Consider the following 23,231-nt stretch of genomic DNA (forward strand, 5'->3'; position numbering starts at 1 on the left):
ACATGTGTTGATAAGCAAGCAAAATTTCTCTTGGTCAACTATTAAAAGTTAAAATATTTAAATACTCATTTACCTTAATAAATAGGAGTTAAATGGCTGCAGCCCGGTAAAAACCGGGCTGTTTGCGTTTAGTGGGAGAAAAGTTTTTAACAGTGGTGTTAATAACTTTTTGGTGGGGAAAAGTGGAGGAAAGTGGAAATTCTGTGTTACTTTTACATTGAATTTTACCCGAGTTGTCAATATGTCTCACTTTTTAGGTGAATTTGAGTGTAAACTGGATGCCAAAGGGCGGATGATGATCCCTTCGGGCCTCAAGAAGCAGCTTCCCGAAGCTGAGCGCGAGGGCCTGGTCATTAACCGTGGTTTTGAGCGGCATCTGGTTATTTACACCCGAAAAGAGTGGGATAAAATTGTGGACGATTTAAGTAAGCTGAACCAGTATGAAAAACGTACCCGCGAGTTTATACGCTATTTTACCCGAGGCGCTACGGAGTTGACATTGGATTCAGCCAACCGGGTGAATTTACCGAAAGCTTTGTTGGAGTATGCAGGCATTACTGCTGATGTGGTACTGTCTTGCCAGTTCAATAAAATTGAGGTTTGGGATCAGAATGCATATGATGAGCAGATGGATAGCGCCCCTGAAAACTTTGCCGGTTTGGCCGAAGAAGTAATGGGCGGTGCCGGAAGGAGGGATAATGAGTAATTACCATAAGCCGGTAATGTTACAGGAGTGTATCGAGGCGCTTGATATTCGCCCTGATGGTACTTATGTAGATGTAACCTTTGGTGGTGGTGGTCATTCCCGCGAGATATTGAAACATCTGGGCCAAGGCGGCAGGTTGCTGGCTTTTGACCAGGATGCCGATGCGCAGCAGAATTTAATTGATGATGATCGGTTTGAGTTTGTGGATCAGAACTTCAGGTACCTGAAAAACTTTTGCCGCCTGCATGATGCCGTTCCGGTACATGGTATACTGGCTGATTTGGGTGTATCATCCTATCAGTTTGATCAGGCCGATCGTGGTTTTTCGATCCGTTTTGATGCCGAGCTGGATATGCGCATGAACCAGGCATCCTCACTTACCGCTAAAGAGGTGGTGAATACTTATGCCGAGGCTGATTTGCATCGCATTTTTGGTGTTTATGGTGAAATTCAAAATGCAAAATCACTGGCTAAAACCATTGCTACCGCAAGGCTGAATGGCCCGCTGAATACGGTAGCCGATCTGAAAAATACCATTCAGGGATTAATTCCCCGTGGTAAAGAAAATAAGTATTTGGCGCAGGTATTTCAGGCTTTGCGCATTGAGGTAAATCAGGAGTTGGAGGTTCTAAAAGACTTTTTAGCTCAGGCAGCCGATGTGCTGGCACCGGGCGGCAGGTTAGTGGTTATGTCTTATCACTCGCTGGAAGATCGTTTGGTAAAAAACTTTATTGCCAAAGGTAAATTTAGCGGCGAGGTTGAGAAGGATTTGTACGGCAACGATCAAAAACCGCTGGAGGCCGTGAGCCGTGGGGTGATAACTGCAACAGAAGAAGAAATAAAAGAAAATAACAGGGCACGCAGTGCTAAACTAAGAATAGCTGTAAAAAAATGAGCAACCGTTTGCGTACAGAAATTCAGGAAGAAGAAGCTGAAAGAGAGCTTATCGTAAAAGAAACCCCGGCAATTGATAACCCGGATACTTTTGCGTTAAGTAACCTCCTGTCCAAAGGTTTGGTTTCCACGGATTCGGTAACCAAGGCATTGCCGTTTGTATTTTACCTGGCCTTTTTAGGTATGGTTTACATTGGTAATCGTCACCTGGCCGAAAATAATATCCGCAGCATTGATAAAGTGAGTAAAGAAGTAAAAGAATTGAGCTGGGATTTTAAAACAACCAAAGCGGATTTGGCCTATAAAAGCACGCTTACGGAAGTGGCCAAGCGTGCCGATACATTAGGTATAAGTGAGCCTGTAGAGCCGCCTCAAAAATTGATAGATGAGGAGGTGAAGCCATGAATATCAGGACCAACATATTGCTGCGCGTGTATCTGGCCTTTGGCCTGATCGTGTTTTTGGCATTTGCGGTGTTTTTTAAACTGTGCCACCTGCAGTTTGTACAGGGCAAAAAGTGGCGTTCCATGGCCGATAGTTTATCAACACGTTATGTAAACGTAGATGCCGCACGCGGTAATATTTTTGCTGTGGATGGTAGTTTGCTGGCAACATCAGTTCCAGAGTATGAGCTGCACATGGATATGCTAGCAGGAGGTATTGCTGATGATAAGATTTTTTACGACAAGGTAGACTCGTTGGCAATGAAGCTGTCGCAGTACTTTGGTGATAAATCAGCCCGCGAGTACTCTGCCATATTACGCGAAGCCCGCCGTGACAGCTCCCGTTATCAACTTATTCGCCGTAAGGTATCTTATCAGGAATTAAAAAAGATCCGTCAGTTTCCCATTTTCAAAATGGGTAAATACAAAGGCGGCCTCATTGTAATTCAGAAAAACAAGCGCATCCTGCCGTTCCGTGACCTGGCTATGCGTACCATTGGTTATAAAAACGAAAATGTTAAAAACCCGGTAGGTTTGGAAGGCGCCTATGCCAGCTATATAAACGGCGAAACTGGCAAGCGTTTAATGCAGCGCATTGCCGGTGGTGTATGGATGCCAGTAAATGAGGATGAGGAAATTGCGCCTAAAGATGGTGCCGATATTATTTCAACCATTGATGTTAACTTTCAGGATGTGGCTCAAAGCGCCCTGAAAAAACAGCTGATTAAAAGCAGTGCCGACCACGGTGCAGTAATTTTAATGGAGGTTGCTACAGGTGAAATACGTGCCGTAGCCAACTTCACCAAAGTAGCAGATGGCGAGTATAAAGAAAAGTTCAATTATGCTATAGCCGGTAACCAGGATCCGGGTTCTACCTTCAAAGTAGCTTCTTATATGGCGCTTTTGGAAGATAAAATGGTAGATACCAATACCATGGTAGGTACTGGGACATACCAGATTCCGGGTCACACCATTAAAGATTCGCATGGTAGTATTGGCGTGGTAACTGTAAAAAGGGCATTTGAAGAATCATCCAACGCAGCTATAGCTTATCTGGTAAACAGAAGCTACCACGATAACCAATCGAAATTTACTGACCATTTGTATGATTGGCACCTGAATGAGAAAATGCAATTGCAAATTCCGGGCGAGGCACAGCCGGTGGTGAAAAATCCAAGCAACAAAAGCTGGAATAAAAACATGACCCTGCCGCAAATGGCCTACGGTTATGAAATGCAGCTTACGCCATTGAAGATGCTGTCGTTTTATAATGCGGTTGCCAATAATGGTAAATATGTAACGCCGATTTTTGTGCGTGAGATAAGAAGGCTGGGTAATACGGTAGAGCGTTTCCAAACCCGTGTGGTGAACGAAAAAATATGCTCGGACGTAACCTTGAACAAGATTAAAGCCATGCTGGAAGGTGTAATTAACGAAGGTACAGGCCACGGCATTATCTATAACCCATTGTATAAAGTAGCCGGTAAAACCGGTACTGCACAGGTGGCTGATGGCCGTCATGGTTACCATGCTAAATTACAGTATCAGGCATCTTTTTGCGGTTATTTCCCGGCCGATAAGCCTAAATATTCACTGATTGTGGTAATCAACGATCCAAAAAATGGTTACTACGGTGCTCAGGTGGCTGGTCCGGTGTTCCGGGAAATTGCCGATCGTGTGTATTCAAGCGACTTGGAAATGCACCAAAACCTGCCAACGCATTACGTTGGTAATACGCAGTTGCCAAAAATCAAAACAGGCAATTTTAAAGCATTGCAACAGGTTTACACCAAGTTGGGTATAAAGCCCTTGTATGCATCTAATCTGCCTAAAAGTGTAGATACCAGTAATGGTATCCCTTCGCAAAATATTAAATATAAACCGGGTACTGTGCCATCGGTAACCGGCATGAGTTTAAGTGATGCCTTGTATGTGTTAGGCAACGCAGGCTTTAAAACCACTGTTCGCGGTAGCGGATTTGTGGCCAAGCAGTCGGTTACCGGCGGCAGTGTTATCCCGAAAGGGTCTAAAATATCAATTGAATTAGAATGAAGTATTTAAGCGACATTATAGAAGGCCTGGCCTTTACCGAACTGCAGGGTAGCGCCGATGTGGAAATCACAGCTGTGGTTTTCGATTCGCGCAAGGTAGTGCCGGGGTCGCTGTTTGTGGCCGTACGTGGTACCCATGTAGATGGTCATGATTATATTGAGCAGGCGGTTAAAGATGGTGCTGTGGCCATCATCTGCGAAGATTTGCCGGGTCATACCATAAATGAGGCCGATTTTTTAATGGTTGCTGACTCAGCCGTTGCGCTGGGTATTGTGGCGGCAAATTTTTACGATAGCCCGTCGCAAAAACTAAAGCTGGTTGGTGTAACCGGTACCAACGGCAAAACTACCACTGCTACACTTTTATACCAGTTGTTCCGCGATTTAGGTTACAAATGCGGATTGCTTTCAACTGTTGAAAATCAAATCAATGGGCAGGTAATTCCATCAACCCATACTACGCCCGACCCGGTGGCGCTTAATAGCCTGCTGGATGAAATGGTGGCTAAAGGTTGCGATTATTGCTTTATGGAAGTGAGTTCGCATGCCGTGGCCCAACACCGTATTGAAGGGTTAACCTTCGCAGGCGGTATATTCTCCAACATTACACACGATCATCTCGATTACCATAAAACTTTCGATGCTTACTTAAAAGCCAAGAAAGGGTTTTTTGATGCGCTGCCTAAAGGTGCTTTTGCTTTAACCAATGTTGACGATAAAAATGGCAACGTGATGCTGCAAAACACCAAAGCCACCAAAAAGACCTATGGCCTTAAAAACATGGCCGACTTTAAGGTTAAGGTATTGGAAAACCAATTCGGTGGCCTGCTGCTCAATGTAGATGGCGACGAGGTGTGGTTCAAGATGGTAGGCAGCTTCAATGCTTACAACTTACTGGCTGTGTATGCGGCTGCGGTATTGTTGCGACAGGATAAAAGCAAGGTGCTAACCAGTTTAAGCACACTATCCGGCGCTGAGGGCAGGTTTGATTATGTGATAGCACCTAATAAGGTGATTGGTATTGTTGATTACGCCCATACACCCGATGCTGTACAAAATGTATTGAGCACCGTGCGTGACATTCGCAAAGGTACCGAGCAGGTAATTACGGTGATTGGCTGTGGCGGAGATCGTGACAAAACCAAGCGCCCGGTAATGGCTAAGGTGGCGTGCGACTGGAGCGACAAGGTGATATTGACCTCTGATAATCCACGCTCGGAAGATCCTGCTCAAATCATTAAAGATATGGAGGCTGGTGTAGATATTTCGGCCAGGCGTAAAACCATCAGTATTGCCGACAGGCATGAGGCCATTAAAACTGCAGTGCACCTGGCACAACCGGGCGACATTATTTTGCTGGCTGGCAAAGGGCACGAAAAGTACCAGGAAATAAAAGGAGTGAAAAACCACTTCGACGATAAAGAAGAATTAATTAACGCATTCAACGCATTAGCTCAGTAACTCAATACATAATTTATAGAACATGCTTTATTACCTGTTTAGCTATTTGGACCGTAACTATAATATCCCTGGTGCAGGGGTGTTCCAGTACATTACGTTCCGTATGGCTATGGCGGTAATCGTATCGCTGATTGTAACCACCGTTTGGGGCCGCAGGCTGATCGACTATCTACGTTTTAAACAAGTGGGCGAAACTGTACGTAACCTGGGTTTGGAAGGCCAGATGCAAAAAGCCGGTACGCCTACTATGGGTGGTATCATTATTTTGCTGGGTATTTTAATTCCTACGCTGCTGTTTGCCAAGCTCGATAATATTTATATCATACTGATGCTGACTACCACTGTTTGGTTGGGCGCTATCGGTTTTTTAGATGATTATATCAAAGTTTTCAAAAAGAACAAAGAAGGCTTGGCCGGTCGTTTCAAGATTGTTGGCCAGGTGGGTTTATCACTCATCGTAGGCTGGACGCTGTACTTCCATTCAGACGTTATCATCCGTCAGGAAGTAAAGTTGCCTGTAAAGTACGATGCACCGGTAAACTTTCACATGAAAAACAATACGCCGGTATATACGCAGGATATCAAATCCACTAAAACTACCATGCCGTTCTACAAAAACAATGAATTTGATTACGGCAAGGTATTAAAGTTTATTGGTCCGGGTTATGAACACTATGCACTGATGGTGTTTTTGCTGTTTGTTATCTTCATCATCACCTTCATATCCAACGGGGCAAATATTACCGATGGTATTGATGGTTTGGCTACAGGCACATCGGCCATTATAGGCGTTACGCTGGCAATTTTGGCTTATGTTTCGGGTAACGTGCTTATGTCGGATTACCTGAATATTATGTATATCCCCAACTCCGGCGAGCTTGTAATTTTTGCCGGTGCTTTTGTTGGAGCATGCGTGGGTTTCTTGTGGTACAACTCATTCCCGGCGCAAGTATTTATGGGTGATACCGGTAGCTTGGCTATTGGCGGTATTATCGCTGTATTTGCTATTGTAATACGCAAAGAACTGCTATTGCCTATACTATGCGGTGTGTTCCTGTTTGAAAATGCTTCGGTATTGCTTCAGGTAGGTTACTTTAAATTCACCAAGAAAAGATTTGGCGAAGGTCGCCGTATTTTCCTGATGGCGCCGTTGCACCACCATTACCAGAAAAAAGGCTTTCATGAAGCTAAAATTGTAACCCGCTTCTGGATCATTGGTATTATGCTGGCAATTATTACGGTAATCACTTTAAAGCTGAGATAAGCAGCAGTTCAATAGTAAAAAATAAATAAAATGAACGAAACGAATAACATACCCAACCAAGCTAACTCTCCTGCATTGCACGGAGCAGGGGCAAGGCTTGTGGTGCTGGGCGCCGGCGAAAGCGGCGTAGGCGCTGCTTACCTGGCTCAGCAGCAGGGGTATGATGTTTTTGTTTCAGATTTTGGCGCTATAGCCGATAAATATAAACAGCAGTTACAAGGCTGGGATATCCGCTTCGAAGAGAAGCAGCATACCGAAGAAGAAATATTTACAGCTGTTGAGGTTGTGAAAAGTCCGGGCATTCCCGAAAAGGCTCCGATTGTAAAAGCACTACGTGAGAGAGGAATTGCTATTATTTCTGAGATTGAATTTGCAGGCCGCTACACCAATGCAAATATTATTGGTATTACCGGGTCAAACGGCAAAACCACTACTACCAGCTTAACTTATCATATCCTGAAAAATGCTGGATTAAATGTTGGCTTGGCTGGCAATATTGGTAAAAGCTTTGCCTACCAGGTAGCTACCGAAAAGTTTGATCACTACGTTTTGGAACTAAGCAGCTTTATGCTGGATGATATGTACCAATTTAGGGTAAACATTGCGGTATTGCTCAACATCACGCCCGATCATCTGGACCGTTACGAATACCAGATGGCCAACTATGTGGCTTCCAAGTTCCGTATTACGCAAAATCAAACTGCTCAGGATTATTTTATCTACTGTGCCGATGATCCGGAAACTGTAAAGTACATGGAAGGCCGCACGTTTGCAGCACAGTTGCTGCCATTTTCTATTCAAAATAAATTAGCGTTGGGGGCATACCTCGACGGCGAAGAGATTAATATAAATACACCAAACAACCATCTTCAAATGACTATCAACAAATTGGCCCTGCAGGGTAAGCACAACATCTACAATTCAATGGCGTCCGGAATTGTGTCGAAAGTATTGGAATTGCGGAATCAGTCTATCCGTGAAAGCATGGGCGATTTCAAAAATGTTGAACATCGTCTGGAGCATGTAGCGCAAATTTCCGGTATCAATTTTATCAATGATTCAAAAGCTACCAACGTAAATTCAACATGGTACGCTTTGGAAAGCATGCCTGGCGAGGTAGTGCTTATTTTAGGCGGCGTTGATAAAGGCAACGATTACAATGAACTGCGCGACCTGGTACAGAAAAAAGTAAAAGCAATTGTTTGTTTAGGTAAAGATAACGGCCGCATTCATCAGGCATTTGCTGATGTTGTTAAAAATATCGTTGATACTGCTTCTGCTAAAGATGCGGTACAGGCTGCTTATGAGCTGGCTAAGAAAGGCGACACAGTATTGCTTTCACCTGCCTGCGCAAGCTTCGATCTGTTCAAAAGTTACGAAGACCGTGGCGAGCAGTTCAAGAGAGCTGTAATGGAGCTGTAATTAAAGGTACTTGTATACGTAGCTGATTCGTTGAATTTATATTAATTCGGTAAGAGAAAAATGGATAGGATTTTAAGCAGAACCAAGGGCGACCGCTGGATATGGCTTATTGTGATAATGCTTTCGGTAATATCACTGCTGGCTGTATACAGTTCAACCGGAACGTTGGCTTATAAACGTGGGGTAGGGGCTGAATCGATATTGATGAAGCATTTGTTTATGATGATTGGTGGTGTGGCTTTGATGTACATCTCGCACAAATTGGACTACCGCTACTATGCTGGTATTTCTAAATTGCTGATGCTCATAACCATTCCGTTGTTGTTATACACACTGTTGTTTGGTAGCCACGTAAATGATGCCAGTCGCTGGATTGTGATTCCGGGTACCGGTTTTACCTTTCAAACATCGGATTTGGCTAAGTTAGCACTGATTACTTATCTGGCACGTACTTTATCGCGTAAGCAGGAAAATATTAAGGATGTTAAACAATCGTTTATCCCTATTATGGGCTCGGTCTGCGTGGTGTTTATCCTTATTGCACTGGCTAACCTGTCAACCGCATTGATGCTTTTTGGTGTAAGCATTTTGTTGTTGATCATAGGTCGTATCAGTGTAAAGCAAATTGCGGTAGTATGCTTGGCCGGGGCAGTTTTGTTAACCGGGGTTGTGCTGTTAGGTCCGCGTCGCAAAACATACATTTCGCGTATCAATACATACATGCATCCCGAAAAGGTAGATGTCGATAAATCATTTCAATCCGATCATGCCAAAATAGCCATCGCAACAGGCGGCGTATTTGGCAAGGGGCCTGGCAATAGTACCGAGCGGAACTTTTTGCCGCACCCGTATTCGGATTTTATATATGCTACTATTATTGAAGAATATGGTTTGTTTGGTGGTTTTGCCATCATTGTTATTTACCTGTTTCTGCTTTACCGTTGTATAAAAATTGTAACCAAAGCACCCAAGGCATTTGGGGCCTTGCTGGCAGCCGGGCTAAGTTTTAGCTTAACCATACAGGCCTTTGCCAACATGGCGGTTGCAGTAGGGCTGGGGCCGGTAACCGGGGTGCCGTTACCGCTGGTAAGTATGGGTGGTACGTCCATTTTGTTTACCAGTGTGGCTTTCGGTATTATTTTATCGGTAAGCCGGCATATCGACGAGAACGAAGAGAATAAAAAAGTTGTAGTCGGACAAATTATAGAGGCTTAAAGCCTGAAACCCTTCAGTGGGTATTTTTTGTTTAAACACATTTGATTAAAGATATAATGCAAGCTGAAAAGGAAAATACTGCTAAATCAATGCAATCCCCGCAGGGGCGTGCGTTGCGCATCATCATTAGTGGTGGTGGCACAGGTGGGCATATTTTCCCGGCTGTATCTATTGCCAACGCATTGAAAAAGCTGCGCCCGGACATCGAAATATTGTTTGTAGGTGCCAATGGCCGCATGGAGATGGAAAAAGTCCCGGCAGCAGGCTATCAAATTATAGGTCTGGATATACAGGGCATTCAGCGTAAATCCATCTGGAAAAACCTGATGTTGCCTATCAAATTGCTGCGCAGCATCAGTAAAGCAGGTAGCATCATTGATGATTTTAAACCGGATGCTGCGGTTGGTGTAGGCGGTTATGCCTCTGGTCCTTTGCTGTACGCAGCTTCACAAAAAGGTATTCCAACCCTGATACAGGAGCAAAACTCCTATGCAGGTATTACCAATAAATGGCTAAGTAAAAAGGCTAAGAAGATTTGTGTAGCGTTTGATGGCATGGATAAGTTTTTTCCGGCCGATAAAATTATAAAAACAGGTAACCCTGTTCGCCGCGAATCCGTACAGACGGCCGGCAAGCGCGAGGCTGCTTTTGCTGAATACAGCTTGTCTCCGCAAAAGAAAACAATATTGGTTACCGGTGGCAGTTTGGGCGCACGTACACTCAATAACAGCATTATCGCAGGCTTGCAGCAAATTATTGATGTAGATGTGCAGCTGATTTGGCAAACCGGCAAGGTGTATTATAAAGGCATTATTGAAAAGCTGGGCGAAAATTACCATCCCAATATCCGGATTATGGAGTTTGTAAACCGGATGGACCTGGCCTATGCCGCAGCCGATGTGATCATATCACGTGCCGGTGCCGGTACCATTGCCGAACTATGTATTGTAGGAAAACCGGTATTGCTGGTACCATCGCCTAACGTAGCCGAAGACCATCAAACCAAAAATGCCTTGGCATTGGTAGAGCACGATGCGGCGGTATTGGTAAGCGATATAGAGGCCGAGGCCAAACTGGTAACCCAGGCCTTGCAATTGTTAAACAACAATGCAGAGCAAGAAAAGCTAAGCGCTAACATTAGCAAACTGGCCCTGCCTGGTGCAGACGAGGTAATTGCCGAGCATGTAATTGAAATTATTAACACTAATAAATAATACTCTTCTCAATAAAGAAGATAAAAGATATGGAACTGCAAAAAATACAACACGTTTATTTGATTGGTATTGGCGGTATAGGCATGAGCGGCCTGGCCCGCTATTTCCATCATTTGGGTTGTATTGTTTGCGGTTACGATAAAACCCCTACACCCCTTACTGACGCTTTACAGGCAGAAGGCATATCCGTGATTTTTTCAGATACGCCCGATTTTATTCCGACAGCATTCAGTAAGCCCGGCGATAACGTTTTGGTGATTTATACACCTGCTGTTCCAAAAAATCTGCGGATCCTGAATTACTTTCAGGATAACGGGTTTGAACTTTATAAGCGCTCGCAGGTATTGGGTATTATCAGTAAAGGCAAGTTTACCGTTGCTGTTGCCGGTACCCATGGCAAAACCACTACTTCGAGCATGATTGCCCATATACTTAAACAGTCGGGTAAGGATTGCTCTGCATTTTTGGGTGGATTAACGGTAAATTATAAAAGCAATGTGCTTTACGGTAAGTCGGATATCGTAGTGGTCGAGGCTGATGAATATGACCGTTCTTTTCTGACGTTGTTTCCGGATGTGGCTATCGTTACGTCTATGGATGCCGACCACCTGGATATCTATGGCGATCATGAGCACCTGAACGAATCATTCCGGATGTTTGCCTCACAGGTAAAAGAAAACGGCCGTTTGATCGTTAAAAAAGGCTTGCCGTTAGCATCACCACTAAGTACATCATACAGCATCAAAGGCGAGCATGCCGACGCTGTGGCCGAAAATATAAAGATAGTGCGTGGTGATTTTTATTTTGATTTTCTGAGCCGGGATACGGTTATCGGAAACATTAAAATGGGTATTCCAGGTACACATAATGTGGAAAATGCAACGGCTGCTGTACAAGCGGCTTTATATATGGGGGTTTCGCCGGCACAAGTTAAAGCCGCATTAGCTTCGTTTAAAGGTGTAAAAAGGCGGTTCGAGTATGTTATCAAAACAGGGCAGCATATTTTTATCGATGATTATGCCCATCACCCCGAAGAGTTGAAGGCGTGTTTGTCATCTGTTAAAAAGTTGTATCCGCATCGTAAGCTTACAACCGTATTTCAGCCGCATTTATACACCCGCACCCGTGATTTTGCGGATGGCTTTGCCGAAGCGCTTGATCTGTCGGACGAGTTACTAATGCTGGATATTTATCCTGCGCGTGAGCTACCTATTGATGGTGTAAACTCGGAAATGATATTGGACCGCATGAAGCTGAAAAACAAGCGCATGTGCGGCAGTATGCAGGATGTGATTGACCGCGTGCACAAAGAAAAACCTGAGTTGCTGTTAACGGTAGGCGCCGGAGATATTGATCAGATTATTGAACCATTAAAGAGTGCGTTAGGATATGTGGAGTAGGATACCTTGGAAACGTATAGGCATCGCCTTTAGCTGGATAGCCAGCCTGAGCGGCCTGGTTGTACTGATGAGCTTTATTGATATAAAGAAGTCGGAGGTGGTTTGCAGTGCCGTTAATGTATACATTCCAGGTACGCAATCGTTCATTGACCGTGAGGAGGTTGACAACATTTTGCAGGTAAGTAATCACCGTTTGGTGGGCCGCAAAATGGACGAAATAAATATTCATGATTTAGAAAACAAGTTAAAGGCAAATCCATTTATAGAATCAGCAAAAGTGTATGCCGATATGGACGGGATCATCCGGGTGGAGATCAGTCAGCGTCAACCTATCATGCGTATACTCAACCGGTTCGATCAGGATTTTTACGTTGATCAGCATGGGCTGAAATTGCCGCTATCAGCAAATTTTACGGCCCCGGTACTGGTTGCCAATGGTTATATCGATGAGCTTTTTGCTAACCGGGTAGATAGCTTGCATGCCAAACTGGCTAAGGATTTGTTTAGAACTGCCGATTTTATCCGGAAGGATACTTTGTGGAATGCACAGATTGCACAGATTTATGTGAATCAAAACCATGAGATGGAACTGGTTCCGCGTGTGGGTAGCCATAAGATTTTGCTGGGCGACGCCGACTCACTGGAAAACAAGTTTCATAACCTGAAGATATTTTACAAACAGGCCCTGCCGCAAACCGGGTGGGACAAGTACAAGGTAATAAACATTAAATACGCCAATCAGGTGATTGGTGTTAAGAGTGAAAATTTTAAGGCAGATAGTGCGGCAAAGCGCAGTTTGCCCGTTAAACAGGATTCTGTAACAGATGTCCTGGATAAAGAAACATCCCCAATGAATTAAATTATGGAAAAGAGCATACCGCAAGAGAAGAGTTCGCCGATAGTAGTAGGGTTGGATATTGGTACAACCAAAATATGCGCTATTGTTGGCCGCCGCAGCAAAAACGGCAAAATTGAAATATTAGGAATTGGTAAAGCCGAGTCGGCAGGCGTTACCCGCGGGATGGTATCGAATATAGATAAGACCGTGCAGGGAATAAACCAGGCTGTTGAAATAGCCGGTTCCCAATCCAACGTCGAAATTCGTGTGGTAAACGTAGGTATTGCCGGTCAGCACATCAAAAGCCTGCAGCACCGCGGGTTAATTACCCGTCGTGATTTAAATTCTGAGATCAGCCGTAAGGATATTGAAAAGCTGATTGAGGATATGTATAACCTGGTGATGCCTCCGGGCGAAGAGATTATCCATGTATTACCGCAGGAGTTTACTGTTGATAATGAGCCAGGTATTAAAGATCCGATCGGGATGTCGGGCGTACGTCTGGAAGCGAATTTCCATATCATTTCCGGACAGGTTACTGCTATCAAAAATATCGTAAAATGTGTTACTAAAGCACATCTAGAAAGCCAGGAGCTTATTCTGGAACCATTGGCTTCATCCGAATCGGTATTGAGCGATGAAGAGAAAGAAGCTGGTGTAGTGCTGGTTGATATTGGTGGCGGTACTACTGACGTTGCAATTTTCCATGAGGGCATTATTCGCCATACGGCCGTTATCCCGTTTGGTGGTAACAGTGTAACGGAAGATATCCGCGAAGGCTGTTCCGTAATGCGTAACATCGCTGAGCAATTGAAAGTAAGATTCGGATCAGCCCTGGCCGATGAGAACCGTGAAAACGAGATTGTATGCGTACCGGGCTTACGTGGCCGCGACGCTAAAGAGATTTCGGTTAAAAACTTAGCTTACATTATTCAGGCACGCGTTGAGGAAATCATTGAGCACGTTTATTATGAGATCAAATCATCAGGTTACGAAAAGAAACTGATTGCCGGTATCGTAATTACAGGTGGTGGTGCGCAGTTAAAACATTTGCCGCAGTTGGTTGAATATGTAACCGGTTTGGATTGCCGTGTGGGTTACCCGAACGAGCATTTGGCTAAAAATGAAGTGTTGCCAAAAAATATTTATGAAGAGCTGCAAAGCCCAACATTTGCCACTGGTATCGGTTTATTAATAAAAGGTATTCAGAAAATGGAATACAACAACCAGGCTAACGTGCAGACAGAAACTAAGACTGAAAAGCCGAAGTTTAATGCAGATGAGCGCCGGTTTGGTTTGCTTGGAAAAATACTGGAAACCGGTAAAAAGTTCATCAAGGATGACATCAAAGACGAAGACTTTTTGAAGTAAAAACAGGCCTGAAATGTTGCTCAATAAAATGATAAATATTTCAAAAATGTAACCGAAAAAAGTGTTAATATTGAGATTGCGAAAATAAAATATCCACGAATACACATATTCCTGAAAATAAGAGCCATGCAGTTTGAGATGTTAAAAGAAAAGTCGTCAATCATCAAAGTAGTTGGTGTTGGCGGCGGCGGTGGTAATGCGGTAAACCATATGTACAAGCAAGGTATAACCGGTGTTGACTTTATTATTTGTAACACCGATGCACAAGCTCTTGAGCTTAGCCCTATACCAAACAAAGTACAATTGGGTGCCAGCTTAACCGAGGGGATGGGAGCAGGCTCAATACCGGAAGTGGGTAAAAACTCAGCTATTGAAAATATTGAAGACGTGAAGCAAATGCTGGGCACCAATACCAAAATGCTGTTCATCACAGCAGGTATGGGTGGTGGTACCGGTACCGGTGCCAGCCCTATTATTGCAAAAGCAGCACGTGAACTGGATATTTTAACTGTAGGTATTATCACCACGCCATTCTCTTTTGAAGGCAAGCGCCGTAAGCTGCAGGCCGAAGAAGGTTTGGAAGAACTGAAAAAGTACGTCGATTCTTTCCTGGTGATTTCTAACGACAGGCTGCGCCAGATTTATGGTAACTTAACCTTGGGATCGGCGTTTGCTATGGCTGATGATATTTTAACTACTGCAGCCAAAGGTATTGCCGAAATTATTACACACCCTGGTTATATCAACGTCGATTTTAAAGACGTGCGTACAGTAATGAAAGACAGCGGTGTAGCTATCATGGGTAGCAGTGCAGCAGAAGGTGATAACCGTGCATTGCGTGCAGTTGAAGGCGCATTGTCATCTCCGCTGTTAAAAGATAACCAAATTGAAGGTGCTCGTTACATCTTGTTAAATATCAGTTCTGGTGTGCAGGAAGTAACCATGGATGAGGTAAGTATTATTACTGACTACATCCAGGAAGAAGCTGGCTTAGCCGCCGATTTGATTTGGGGTAACTGTGTTGATGAAACATTGGGTGATAAACTTTCTGTAACTATTATTGCTACTGGTTTCCAAACCCGTGATGAGCGCGAAAAAGAGCACAGCAACAAAAAAGTGGTATCTATGCTGATGCCAGAAAATACACCTTTGGTAAAGCCGGTTAACGAATTTGTGAAACCTGGTACCACTAAAGAACCTGTATATGCTAAAGCAGCCGCTCCGCAACAAAAACAAAGCGGGTTGTTTGATATGTTACCGCAAAACGAAGAGCCTGTGGTGGTGCGTCACAGCTTAATGGCTGAAGAGCCACAAGCCTCGCACGAGCCGGAGCAGGATGATTTTGTGTTCAAGGTAGCAGAGTCGGTAATGAACTTTGAGCCGGCTAAGGAGGTTGCACAGCCAGAACCAGCACCAGTAAGTGCTGATGAAAATAAAACGGATGAATCAATTGAGGAGCAATTGCGCAAATCCCGCGAGCGTATTCTGCGTTTAAAAGATCTGAGCATGAAGCTGCGTACCGGTAATATCCAGGAAATGGAAAACATTCCTGCTTATCGCCGTAAAGAGATTGCCTTACAGCAAACACCAGCTTCGAATGAAAGCCAGATCTCTAAATTCTCATTATCTGATAATGACGGGAACACCGAAATCCGCAGAAATAACTCTTTTCTGCATGATAATGTAGACTAAGAAAGATTAAATAACTGTACGAAAAGCCCTTACAAATTATGGTTTGTAAGGGCTTTTTGTTGTTATAAGCTATTATAAAAAGTTATAATGATTGTGTAGCCTTTTAATTTGCACTATATTTGTATGGATATTAATACATTATTTAGAGCGTAGTGGATTTATTTGAGAAAATATCAAAGAATGTAGGTGGTCCAATCGGTCAGCACCAAAAATGGTCGCATGGCTACTTCTCCTTTCCAAAGCTGGAAGGCGAGATTGCCCCTCATATGAAGTTTAACGGGAAAGAGCATATCGTTTGGAGTTTGAATAACTACCTGGGTCTGGCCAATCATCCCGAAGTGCGTGAGGCAGATGCTCAGGCAGCGGCCGATTACGGTTTAGCTTACCCTATGGGTGCCCGTATGATGTCTGGCAATACCATTCACCACGAGCAGTTAGAGCAAGGTCTTGCTCAATTTGTGGGTATGGAAGACGCCTTTTTACTGAACTATGGCTATCAGGGTATGGTATCAATAATTGATACGCTGGTTGACCGTAATGATGTAATTGTGTATGATGCAGAATCGCATGCTTGCATTATTGATGGTGTACGTTTGCACATGGGTAAGCGTTATGTTTACCAGCATAATGATATTGCCAGCTTTGAAAAACAACTGGAACGCGCTAAACGCCTAACCGATCAGTCGGGTGGTGGTATTTTGGTAATTACCGAAGGTGTATTTGGTATGTCGGGTGCACAAGGTAAATTAAAAGAAATTATCGAGCTGAAGAGCAAATATAACTTCCGTTTGCTGATTGATGATGCACATGGTTTTGGTACCATGGGTAAAACCGGTGCCGGTACGCATGAAGAGCAGAATTGTATAGAGGGGGTAGATGTATACTTCGGAACCTTTGCTAAATCAATGGCAGGTATTGGTGCGTTTGTAGCCGCTCAAAAAGATATTGTAAGCTACTTGCGTTATAACATGCGTTCGCAAACATTTGCCAAAGCATTGCCTATGCCAATGGTTATGGGCTTGAAAAAACGTTTTGAGCTGCTAAAATCTCAGCCGCAATTACGCGAAAAGCTTTGGGAAGTGGCTAACGCTTTACAAGCTGGTTTAAAAGAGCGCGGTTTTGATATTGGTGTAACCAATACCATGGTAACACCGGTATTTTTAAAAGGCGACTTGTTTGAAGCCACCAGCTTAACACGTGATCTGCGCGAAAACTATGGTATCTTCTGTTCCATCGTGGTTTATCCGGTTATCCCTAAAGGATTAATTATACTGCGATTGATACCTACAGCAACTCACTCACTTGAGGACGTACAGCGCACATTGGATGCTTACAGCGAGGTGTCTGAAAAATTAAAAGCTGGTTTTTATAAAGAGAATAGTATGGTTGTTGCATAAGCAGCAATACTAAATAAACGGAAGGCCCTGTGTATGCACAGGGCCTTTTTTGTATAGATCATTTTTTAAATTATAGGTAAGTGATATTGTAATAGTTAAACTATTAGCGGTAAAGGATAGTTGATCGTTAGCAGTTTGAGTTAGATTGCATAAAACGGCCTTAAAATGCCTTTCGAGGCCGCTTTTAAGCCCTCAAATCTTTTTTATTCAAAAAAAACGTTTTAGATTAGCCCAAGTTTAAAAACAACAAAATCCCAATTTTTAAGGAGTAATTTAAAATGGACAAATTCACAGAAGTAAAAAATCTTATCGCATCTTTAGAAGGCGACGTTGACAAATTTTACAACAAAGGTAACAGCGCTGCCGGTACCCGCGTTCGCAAAGGTATGCAAGATTTGAAAAACCTGGCTCAGGCTATCCGTCTGGAAGTTCAGGATGCTAAAAACAAAGCTGAATAATTATCAGGAAAATATATTCCATAAAAAAAGCCGGTTATTTAACCGGCTTTTTGCGTTATCAGAATCGAACTAAAATAGCTTCGTTAATTCAGCAGCAATGCTTTCAGCCACTTTAGGGCTCACCTGCACTAACGGCAAGCGAAGTGTATCGCCACAAACGTCTCTTTGCTTTAATGCTGTTTTGATGCCGCCGGGGCTGCCTTCTGTAAACATCAGTCGGGTAAATTCTATCATGGCGTAGTGTGCTTTTTGAGCCGCTTTAAAATCGCCGGCCAGGCAGGTACGTATCATGTCCGAAAACTGACGCGGCAGGGCGTTGCCTACTACCGAAATTACACCTACGGCACCCATTGCTATCATTGGCAGCGTAACCGGATCATCGCCCGAGATAAATAAGAAGTTCTCCGGCTTATCGCGCATAATCTGGTTAAACTGGTCAAAGTTGCCCGATGCTTCCTTTACGCCAATGATGTTTTCAAAATCGTTAGCTAAACGTACAATGGTTTCGGCGCTTACATTGCTGCCGGTACGGCCCGGTACATTATATAAAATAATTGGCAAAGCCGATGCTTCGGCAATTGCCTTATAATGCTGATATATGCCTTCTTGTATGGGCTTGTTATAGTACGGACTGGCAGACAGTATTGCATCATAACCGGTAGTATCAAATTGCTTTACAGCTTCAACTACTTCATAAGTGTTGTTGCCGCCAATGCCGGCTACCAGGTTTACACGCTTGTTTACAACCTCGGCAGTAAACGCCCAAATCTTTTTCTTTTCTTCCTTGCTCAGGGTTGCGCTCTCGCCGGTGGTACCTAATGATACCAGGTACTCAACACCACCGTCAATCAAATAGTTAATCAGGTTTTTCAGGCCGTCGTAATCAACCTGTCCACTGCCATCAAACGGCGTAACCATAGCTACACCGGTTCCGTGAAACATATTCATGTTATTCAATTAAAAGGATGCTAAGATAATCTTTTAGCAGCTATATGAAGGTAAAATTATTGATGGGTTAAATTAAAAGTTCAGGTCGATGCGGAAGGCTGATTTGCTGTTGTCCTGCCGGTTGAATGACCAGCCATAAAGCACCCGGAAACTCAAATACTTAATGCCTACGCCCAGTTCAGTATAGCTTTTTAAATCGGGTGTGGTAAGGTAATTGGCGTTAATAACCTCCTGTAGTTTTAGAGAACGGATCAATGGTATTTTGCTGAGCAATACGCCACCGAATGAATGGTTGATATGCGCTTCCAGGTATTGTTGCGACGTGCTGTAACGATAATAGTCGAGCATTAAAAACGCATTTGGTGCACTGTGATACAATACCATTTGGTTACCCGAGAAGTGTTTGTAATCTATATAATACAACTGTTTATTGTTTAGAAACTTACCGGCCCCAACGTAAAACGAGAAGTTGCCATACAGCCCCAGGTTGATATTGTCTTTACTAACGCTGGCCTGAAGCAAATCATAGTCCACATCAGATCCAAAAATGTTCTTGATGCCTTTGGTGTAAGACAAAGCTACAGTCGGATAGCGCGATGGCAGATAATACCGCCCGGATGGATAGGTAACATAACGGTTGCTGAAATTATAACTTGTAGAAATATTTACTTTGAACGACTGGTTACGGTCAAACAACGGAAGGGCACCCTCCTGATATGGCACTAATGGATTATTGCTGCCATACTTTCTGTCGCGATTAAAAAAGCTGTAATAGGATGTGTTATCCAGCCAGCGGCGTTCAGAAGCTTCGGCGGTTATGCTGGCCTGCCAGCCACCGGATATACGGCGCGACAAGGATACGGATGCAAAGTGCTTGTCGTAAAGCTTCTGGTAATTGCGGCGATAAAGCAAACTCGAAGCCGTGTTAAAGAATGCTGGTATAGGCAAGGTATTGTTCATATCCACCACATCCGAGCCCACGTTAAAGTTCCAGGTATAACTATTCACCGGTACCGTGGCATTAAGGCTGCCATGTAATAGCTGGTTGCTAAAACCATAACGTATTTTACCGCCTATGCGCAGGTATCTGTTATTTAGGCTGTCTATCTGTTTGCTATAACTGGTGCCATAGTTTATAGCTACGCCTTCTACTGTATTATACAGTAATGAGCCAAGCAGGCCATCGGTATTAAAGTAGGATTTATTGTAGCGATTACGTACGCTGATGCCGGTTAATAAGATCTTGCCCGGAGTGATTTTATTATACACACTGTCCAGTGAATCCAGATAAGGTTTCGATTCCCGCTTTTGGGCTAAAACTTCCTTTTTCTGGTAATCGGTCTTTTCTTCGTCCGTTAGTGGTATAGGGCGTGTTTGCTGCCAGTAGGTGGAATCCTTTTTATTAACACTTGTTGATACACGCATTACTTCTTTGAAAGCATGTTTATCAAATGTTGGGTTTAGGTCATAGTTTTTATATAAAGCCAGAAAGTAGCCGCCCAGCCTAAACCCAAACAGGCCTCCGCTAAACTCAAATTTAACCAGCGAGGGCATCCATGCTTTGTTAGCTACAGGAATGTATTGTTGTTTTACCCGTATGGTATCGGCAAAATTTATACCGGCCGATTTATTGAGCTCCAGGTCTACACTATGTATGCGCCAGCTGTCCTCTATTATATAGATGTAGCCGGTAAAGGCAGGTTCGTAAGGGCGTTTGGGCGTAATGCCAATCTTGTTGATAGTTTCGCCATTTTCAATGGTAATGCCCAGCCATTTATAGTTATAGAATGATAAGGCGTTATCGGCAATAGGGGATACCAGTGGGCGATTACTGATTCCTTCCCAGTTTTGCAGATTCTCATAGAAATTAACGTTTAACTCGGATGCGCGGTTAAAACTGAACGCTCGGTTACTGCCCGATACTTTTGAGGAGATCATTTCCTCGTGTACCAGATTGGGTTGCATAAAACTATATTTTGACTCTGATTCGGACAGGTAAACGATGCCTTTGCGGTTTGAGTCAAGCCCTAACTCCCGGCCAATTTGGTTAATATCCTGACCCATAAACTTTTTGGGTGCAGCCAGTAGCTTTTGCAGTCCCTTGATATAGGTTTCGCAAGTGTAAGCCTTTACCTCGTTAAGGTAGGCTTTACGTTTGCGAATGGCTTTGCGGATAATGGCATATGCAGGGTCCTCGCCGCCAGAGCGGATGGTTACATTTTGCAATTCATAGGTTTCGGGCGTTAATACAATAGAGATACGCTGATCATCGTCCACGTTTATTTTGCGACTTTCCTGCCGGTAGCCAATGGCTTTAAACAGCAGCTCATGAGTTCCTTTGCTTAAAATAAGAGCATAGTGCCCTTCACTATTGGCCGATGTGCCTTTGCTAGTGCTTTTAACCAGAATACTGGCAAAGGGAACCGGCTTGCCTTGGTCGTCTTTAATAGTGCCGCTTACCGTATACGTTTGTGCAAAAGCAATTTGGCCGATGGTTAAAAACAGCAGTATAGATAGTAGTGATTTCATGTTACAAACAAGGGTGGGTTGTATATGCAAGATGCAGATATTCGTTGAATGGTAACCGGGCAAAACGTTAAAAAGTGTTAAAAGCCATTATTAGCCGCTGGTAACAAAAATGTTAATTAAACCATTGCTCCAACTAAGCATCTATGATATCAACAAAGCAAGAAAAGAAAATGAAAAAGCTATTGAAATCTATAATGATGGTTGCTGTATTAGCTACTGCAACCGTTGCCGGCGCTAACGCCCAAACTAAAACTCATGCTGTACATGCCAAAGCTGACAGCATCCACTTTAGAAGTAAGCTGAAGGCTATACTGACTCCGGAACAGCAAGCGATGTTGAAAGCAAACCATGAAAAGCAACGTGAAGCCATGAAAGCTTTCCACGCTACACTGACCGCCGATCAGAAAGCGATTATGAAAGATAAAGCCCTTTCTCATAAGGAGCGTAAAGAAAAGCTGAACAGTACACTGACCGACGAGCAGAAAAAAGTGATGGCTGCCAACAAAGAAGTGCGTAAAGCTAACCACAAAGCATTTGTAGCTACCCTAAGCGATGATCAGAAAGTCAAAATGAAAGAGCTGATGAAAGATCGCCGTGAGCATGGCGGCTTTCGCCGTCACCATAAAGCCGATAAAGCTTAATAATTGTTGATTGATATATGATGAAGCTGCCCGTGGCGAAAGCCCCGGGCGGCTTTTTTGTTTGTGTAAAAAGAAGCGGCAATAGTAAATGTTCATACCACGTTTGCTTCAAATGATTGTAATCTTATTGTTAAGTGTAATGCGCAGAAGTATAGCGATTTGCCGGAAATACAGGCACTTATTAACTATTTGCTTTTTATCGAAAAAACTTTTGCTCAACCTATTGAAAATCAAAAAATAACTGTGTACTTTTGCAGTCCCGAAAAGTATACTTGTCTGAACGGCAGGCGGGATAAAACAAAGAAACAACAAAAGGAAGAAATGCCTACTATTCAACAATTAGTTAGAAAAGGTAGAGTAGCTCTGGAGGATAAGAGTAAATCCCCAGCGTTGGACAGCTGTCCACAGCGAAGAGGCGTGTGTACCCGTGTATACACCACTACCCCTAAAAAACCAAACTCAGCAATGCGTAAAGTGGCCCGTGTGCGCCTAACCAACGGTAAAGAGGTGAATGCCTATATCCCTGGTGAAGGTCACAACTTACAGGAGCACTCTATCGTGTTGATCCGTGGCGGTCGTGTTAAAGACTTACCGGGTGTTCGTTACCACATCATCCGTGGTGCACTGGATACCTCAGGTGTAAACGGTCGTAACCAACGTCGTTCTAAATATGGTACTAAACGCCCTAAACCAGGTCAACCGGCAGCAGCAACTAAAGGTGCACCAGCTAAAGGCAAAAAGAAATAATTAAAGGAGGATAGTAACAATGAGAAAGTCAAAACCAAAAAAGAGAATCCTTCTGCCTGATCCAAAATTCAATGATGTTTTGGTAACCAGGTTTGTAAATAACATGATGTATGACGGTAAAAAATCTACCGCATACGGCATTTTCTACAACGCTGTTGAAATCGTTGAGAAAAAAACCAGCGAGAATGGTCTGGAAACTTGGAAAAAAGCATTAAACAACGTTATGCCTGCTGTTGAGGTTAAATCTCGTCGTGTGGGTGGTGCTAACTTCCAGGTACCTACCGAGGTTCGTCCGGAGCGTAAAATCGCTTTAGGTATGAAATGGTTAATCAGCTATGCCCGTCGTCGTGGTGAAAAAACCATGATGGAGAAACTAGCCGGTGAGATCATCTCTGCTTCAAAAGGTGAAGGTGCTGCCGTTAAGAAAAAAGAAGACACGCACAAGATGGCTGAAGCCAACAAAGCGTTCTCGCATTTCCGTTTCTAATATAGAAAGTTGTAAGGGAGTAATGAATAATTGCTCCCTTGCTTAATAAAAAA

Annotated in this window: 20 protein-coding genes; 18 read left to right on the top strand and 2 right to left on the bottom strand. The window is 43.5% G+C overall.

The window, feature by feature from the left end; all coding sequences use genetic code 11:
- Positions 1-241: 241 nt before the first annotated feature.
- The 15 genes from mraZ to KHS38_RS18020 all read left to right on the top strand — a co-directional run bounded on the left by mraZ (position 242) and on the right by KHS38_RS18020 (position 17,826).
- Positions 242-706, top strand: a complete 465-nt coding sequence (gene mraZ, locus KHS38_RS17950; protein ID WP_213489945.1) for a division/cell wall cluster transcriptional repressor MraZ — start codon at positions 242-244, stop codon at positions 704-706.
- On the top strand, positions 699-1,601 hold the full coding sequence (rsmH, locus tag KHS38_RS17955; RefSeq protein ID WP_213489946.1) for a 16S rRNA (cytosine(1402)-N(4))-methyltransferase RsmH: 903 nt from the start codon (positions 699-701) through the stop codon (positions 1,599-1,601). The genes mraZ and rsmH overlap by 8 nt, the downstream gene beginning before the upstream one ends.
- Positions 1,598-2,005 (top strand): FtsL-like putative cell division protein, encoded by a 408-nt coding sequence (locus KHS38_RS17960; RefSeq protein WP_213489947.1) that lies wholly within the window; start codon positions 1,598-1,600, stop codon positions 2,003-2,005. Before rsmH ends, KHS38_RS17960 begins: the two co-directional genes overlap by 4 nt.
- A complete protein-coding gene (locus tag KHS38_RS17965) occupies positions 2,002-4,095 on the top strand; it encodes a PASTA domain-containing penicillin-binding protein (RefSeq protein WP_213489948.1) in 2,094 nt (697 codons plus the stop codon). The genes KHS38_RS17960 and KHS38_RS17965 overlap by 4 nt, the downstream gene beginning before the upstream one ends.
- On the top strand, positions 4,092-5,555 hold the full coding sequence (locus KHS38_RS17970) for a UDP-N-acetylmuramoyl-L-alanyl-D-glutamate--2,6-diaminopimelate ligase (RefSeq protein ID WP_213489949.1): 1,464 nt from the start codon (positions 4,092-4,094) through the stop codon (positions 5,553-5,555). The genes KHS38_RS17965 and KHS38_RS17970 overlap by 4 nt, the downstream gene beginning before the upstream one ends.
- A gap of 22 nt (positions 5,556-5,577) precedes the next feature.
- Positions 5,578-6,819, top strand: coding sequence for a phospho-N-acetylmuramoyl-pentapeptide-transferase (mraY, locus tag KHS38_RS17975; protein WP_213489950.1), 1,242 nt, complete (start codon positions 5,578-5,580; stop codon positions 6,817-6,819).
- A gap of 30 nt (positions 6,820-6,849) precedes the next feature.
- Entirely contained in the window at positions 6,850-8,241 is a 1,392-nt protein-coding gene (murD, locus tag KHS38_RS17980) for a UDP-N-acetylmuramoyl-L-alanine--D-glutamate ligase (RefSeq protein WP_213489951.1), read from the top strand.
- 60 nt (positions 8,242-8,301) lie between these two features.
- A complete protein-coding gene (locus tag KHS38_RS17985; RefSeq protein WP_213489952.1) occupies positions 8,302-9,456 on the top strand; it encodes an FtsW/RodA/SpoVE family cell cycle protein in 1,155 nt (384 codons plus the stop codon).
- 89 nt (positions 9,457-9,545) lie between these two features.
- Positions 9,546-10,670, top strand: coding sequence for an undecaprenyldiphospho-muramoylpentapeptide beta-N-acetylglucosaminyltransferase (murG, locus tag KHS38_RS17990; protein ID WP_249665468.1), 1,125 nt, complete (start codon positions 9,546-9,548; stop codon positions 10,668-10,670).
- 29 nt (positions 10,671-10,699) lie between these two features.
- Positions 10,700-12,070 (top strand): UDP-N-acetylmuramate--L-alanine ligase, encoded by a 1,371-nt coding sequence (murC, locus tag KHS38_RS17995; RefSeq protein ID WP_213489954.1) that lies wholly within the window; start codon positions 10,700-10,702, stop codon positions 12,068-12,070.
- Positions 12,060-12,929: a cell division protein FtsQ/DivIB gene (locus tag KHS38_RS18000; RefSeq protein ID WP_213489955.1), complete on the top strand. Its 870-nt coding sequence runs from the start codon at positions 12,060-12,062 to the stop codon at positions 12,927-12,929. Before murC ends, KHS38_RS18000 begins: the two co-directional genes overlap by 11 nt.
- A gap of 3 nt (positions 12,930-12,932) precedes the next feature.
- Positions 12,933-14,279, top strand: coding sequence for a cell division protein FtsA (ftsA, locus tag KHS38_RS18005; protein ID WP_213489956.1), 1,347 nt, complete (start codon positions 12,933-12,935; stop codon positions 14,277-14,279).
- 126 nt (positions 14,280-14,405) lie between these two features.
- Positions 14,406-15,971, top strand: a complete 1,566-nt coding sequence (ftsZ, locus tag KHS38_RS18010; RefSeq protein ID WP_213489957.1) for a cell division protein FtsZ — start codon at positions 14,406-14,408, stop codon at positions 15,969-15,971.
- A 152-nt stretch (positions 15,972-16,123) separates the two neighbouring features.
- On the top strand, positions 16,124-17,368 hold the full coding sequence (locus KHS38_RS18015; RefSeq protein ID WP_213489958.1) for an aminotransferase class I/II-fold pyridoxal phosphate-dependent enzyme: 1,245 nt from the start codon (positions 16,124-16,126) through the stop codon (positions 17,366-17,368).
- A gap of 278 nt (positions 17,369-17,646) precedes the next feature.
- Positions 17,647-17,826 carry a BF3379 family histone-like protein gene (locus tag KHS38_RS18020; protein WP_213489959.1) on the top strand — a complete coding sequence of 60 codons (180 nt, stop codon included), beginning with the start codon at positions 17,647-17,649 and terminating at the stop codon, positions 17,824-17,826.
- Positions 17,827-17,895: 69 nt separating this feature from the next.
- On the opposite strand, the gene dapA is transcribed toward KHS38_RS18020, so the two are convergent.
- On the bottom strand, positions 17,896-18,774 hold the full coding sequence (gene dapA / locus KHS38_RS18025; protein WP_213489960.1) for a 4-hydroxy-tetrahydrodipicolinate synthase: 879 nt from the start codon (positions 18,772-18,774) through the stop codon (positions 17,896-17,898).
- A gap of 72 nt (positions 18,775-18,846) precedes the next feature.
- Positions 18,847-21,303, bottom strand: coding sequence for a DUF5686 and carboxypeptidase regulatory-like domain-containing protein (locus tag KHS38_RS18030; RefSeq protein WP_213489961.1), 2,457 nt, complete (start codon positions 21,301-21,303; stop codon positions 18,847-18,849).
- Positions 21,304-21,446: 143 nt separating this feature from the next.
- Here KHS38_RS18030 and KHS38_RS18035 point away from each other — a divergent pair, with 143 nt between their 5' ends.
- The 3 genes from KHS38_RS18035 (at position 21,447) to rpsG (ending at position 23,178) form a co-directional block, all read left to right on the top strand.
- On the top strand, positions 21,447-21,944 hold the full coding sequence (locus KHS38_RS18035) for a hypothetical protein (protein WP_213489962.1): 498 nt from the start codon (positions 21,447-21,449) through the stop codon (positions 21,942-21,944).
- A 321-nt stretch (positions 21,945-22,265) separates the two neighbouring features.
- The gene (gene rpsL / locus KHS38_RS18040; protein WP_158825062.1) at positions 22,266-22,691 is read left to right on the top strand and encodes a 30S ribosomal protein S12; all 426 of its coding nucleotides are present in this window, start codon (positions 22,266-22,268) and stop codon (positions 22,689-22,691) included.
- 19 nt (positions 22,692-22,710) lie between these two features.
- Positions 22,711-23,178 (top strand): 30S ribosomal protein S7, encoded by a 468-nt coding sequence (gene rpsG, locus KHS38_RS18045; RefSeq protein WP_213489963.1) that lies wholly within the window; start codon positions 22,711-22,713, stop codon positions 23,176-23,178.
- Positions 23,179-23,231: the final 53 nt, after the last annotated feature.

Origin of the sequence: Mucilaginibacter sp. Bleaf8 (assembly GCF_018390515.1) — a bacterium.
GTDB lineage: Bacteria > Bacteroidota > Bacteroidia > Sphingobacteriales > Sphingobacteriaceae > Mucilaginibacter.

Bases quoted from the DNA above. Each gene is read 5' to 3' on its own strand.
- mraY (WP_213489950.1), top strand. From the start codon at position 5,578: ATGCTTTATTACCTGTTTAGCTATTTGGACCGTAACTATAATATCCCT.
- murD (WP_213489951.1), top strand. From the start codon at position 6,850: ATGAACGAAACGAATAACATACCCAACCAAGCTAACTCTCCTGCATTG.
- murC (WP_213489954.1), top strand. From the start codon at position 10,700: ATGGAACTGCAAAAAATACAACACGTTTATTTGATTGGTATTGGCGGT.
- KHS38_RS17965 (WP_213489948.1), top strand. From the start codon at position 2,002: ATGAATATCAGGACCAACATATTGCTGCGCGTGTATCTGGCCTTTGGC.
- rpsL (WP_158825062.1), top strand. From the start codon at position 22,266: ATGCCTACTATTCAACAATTAGTTAGAAAAGGTAGAGTAGCTCTGGAG.
- murG (WP_249665468.1), top strand. From the start codon at position 9,546: ATGCAATCCCCGCAGGGGCGTGCGTTGCGCATCATCATTAGTGGTGGT.
- KHS38_RS18020 (WP_213489959.1), top strand. From the start codon at position 17,647: ATGGACAAATTCACAGAAGTAAAAAATCTTATCGCATCTTTAGAAGGC.
- dapA (WP_213489960.1), bottom strand. From the start codon at position 18,774: ATGAATATGTTTCACGGAACCGGTGTAGCTATGGTTACGCCGTTTGAT.
- KHS38_RS17960 (WP_213489947.1), top strand. From the start codon at position 1,598: ATGAGCAACCGTTTGCGTACAGAAATTCAGGAAGAAGAAGCTGAAAGA.
- KHS38_RS18030 (WP_213489961.1), bottom strand. From the start codon at position 21,303: ATGAAATCACTACTATCTATACTGCTGTTTTTAACCATCGGCCAAATT.
- mraZ (WP_213489945.1), top strand. From the start codon at position 242: ATGTCTCACTTTTTAGGTGAATTTGAGTGTAAACTGGATGCCAAAGGG.
- KHS38_RS18000 (WP_213489955.1), top strand. From the start codon at position 12,060: ATGTGGAGTAGGATACCTTGGAAACGTATAGGCATCGCCTTTAGCTGG.
- KHS38_RS17985 (WP_213489952.1), top strand. From the start codon at position 8,302: ATGGATAGGATTTTAAGCAGAACCAAGGGCGACCGCTGGATATGGCTT.
- KHS38_RS18035 (WP_213489962.1), top strand. From the start codon at position 21,447: ATGATATCAACAAAGCAAGAAAAGAAAATGAAAAAGCTATTGAAATCT.
- KHS38_RS17970 (WP_213489949.1), top strand. From the start codon at position 4,092: ATGAAGTATTTAAGCGACATTATAGAAGGCCTGGCCTTTACCGAACTG.
- rpsG (WP_213489963.1), top strand. From the start codon at position 22,711: ATGAGAAAGTCAAAACCAAAAAAGAGAATCCTTCTGCCTGATCCAAAA.
- ftsZ (WP_213489957.1), top strand. From the start codon at position 14,406: ATGCAGTTTGAGATGTTAAAAGAAAAGTCGTCAATCATCAAAGTAGTT.
- rsmH (WP_213489946.1), top strand. From the start codon at position 699: ATGAGTAATTACCATAAGCCGGTAATGTTACAGGAGTGTATCGAGGCG.
- ftsA (WP_213489956.1), top strand. From the start codon at position 12,933: ATGGAAAAGAGCATACCGCAAGAGAAGAGTTCGCCGATAGTAGTAGGG.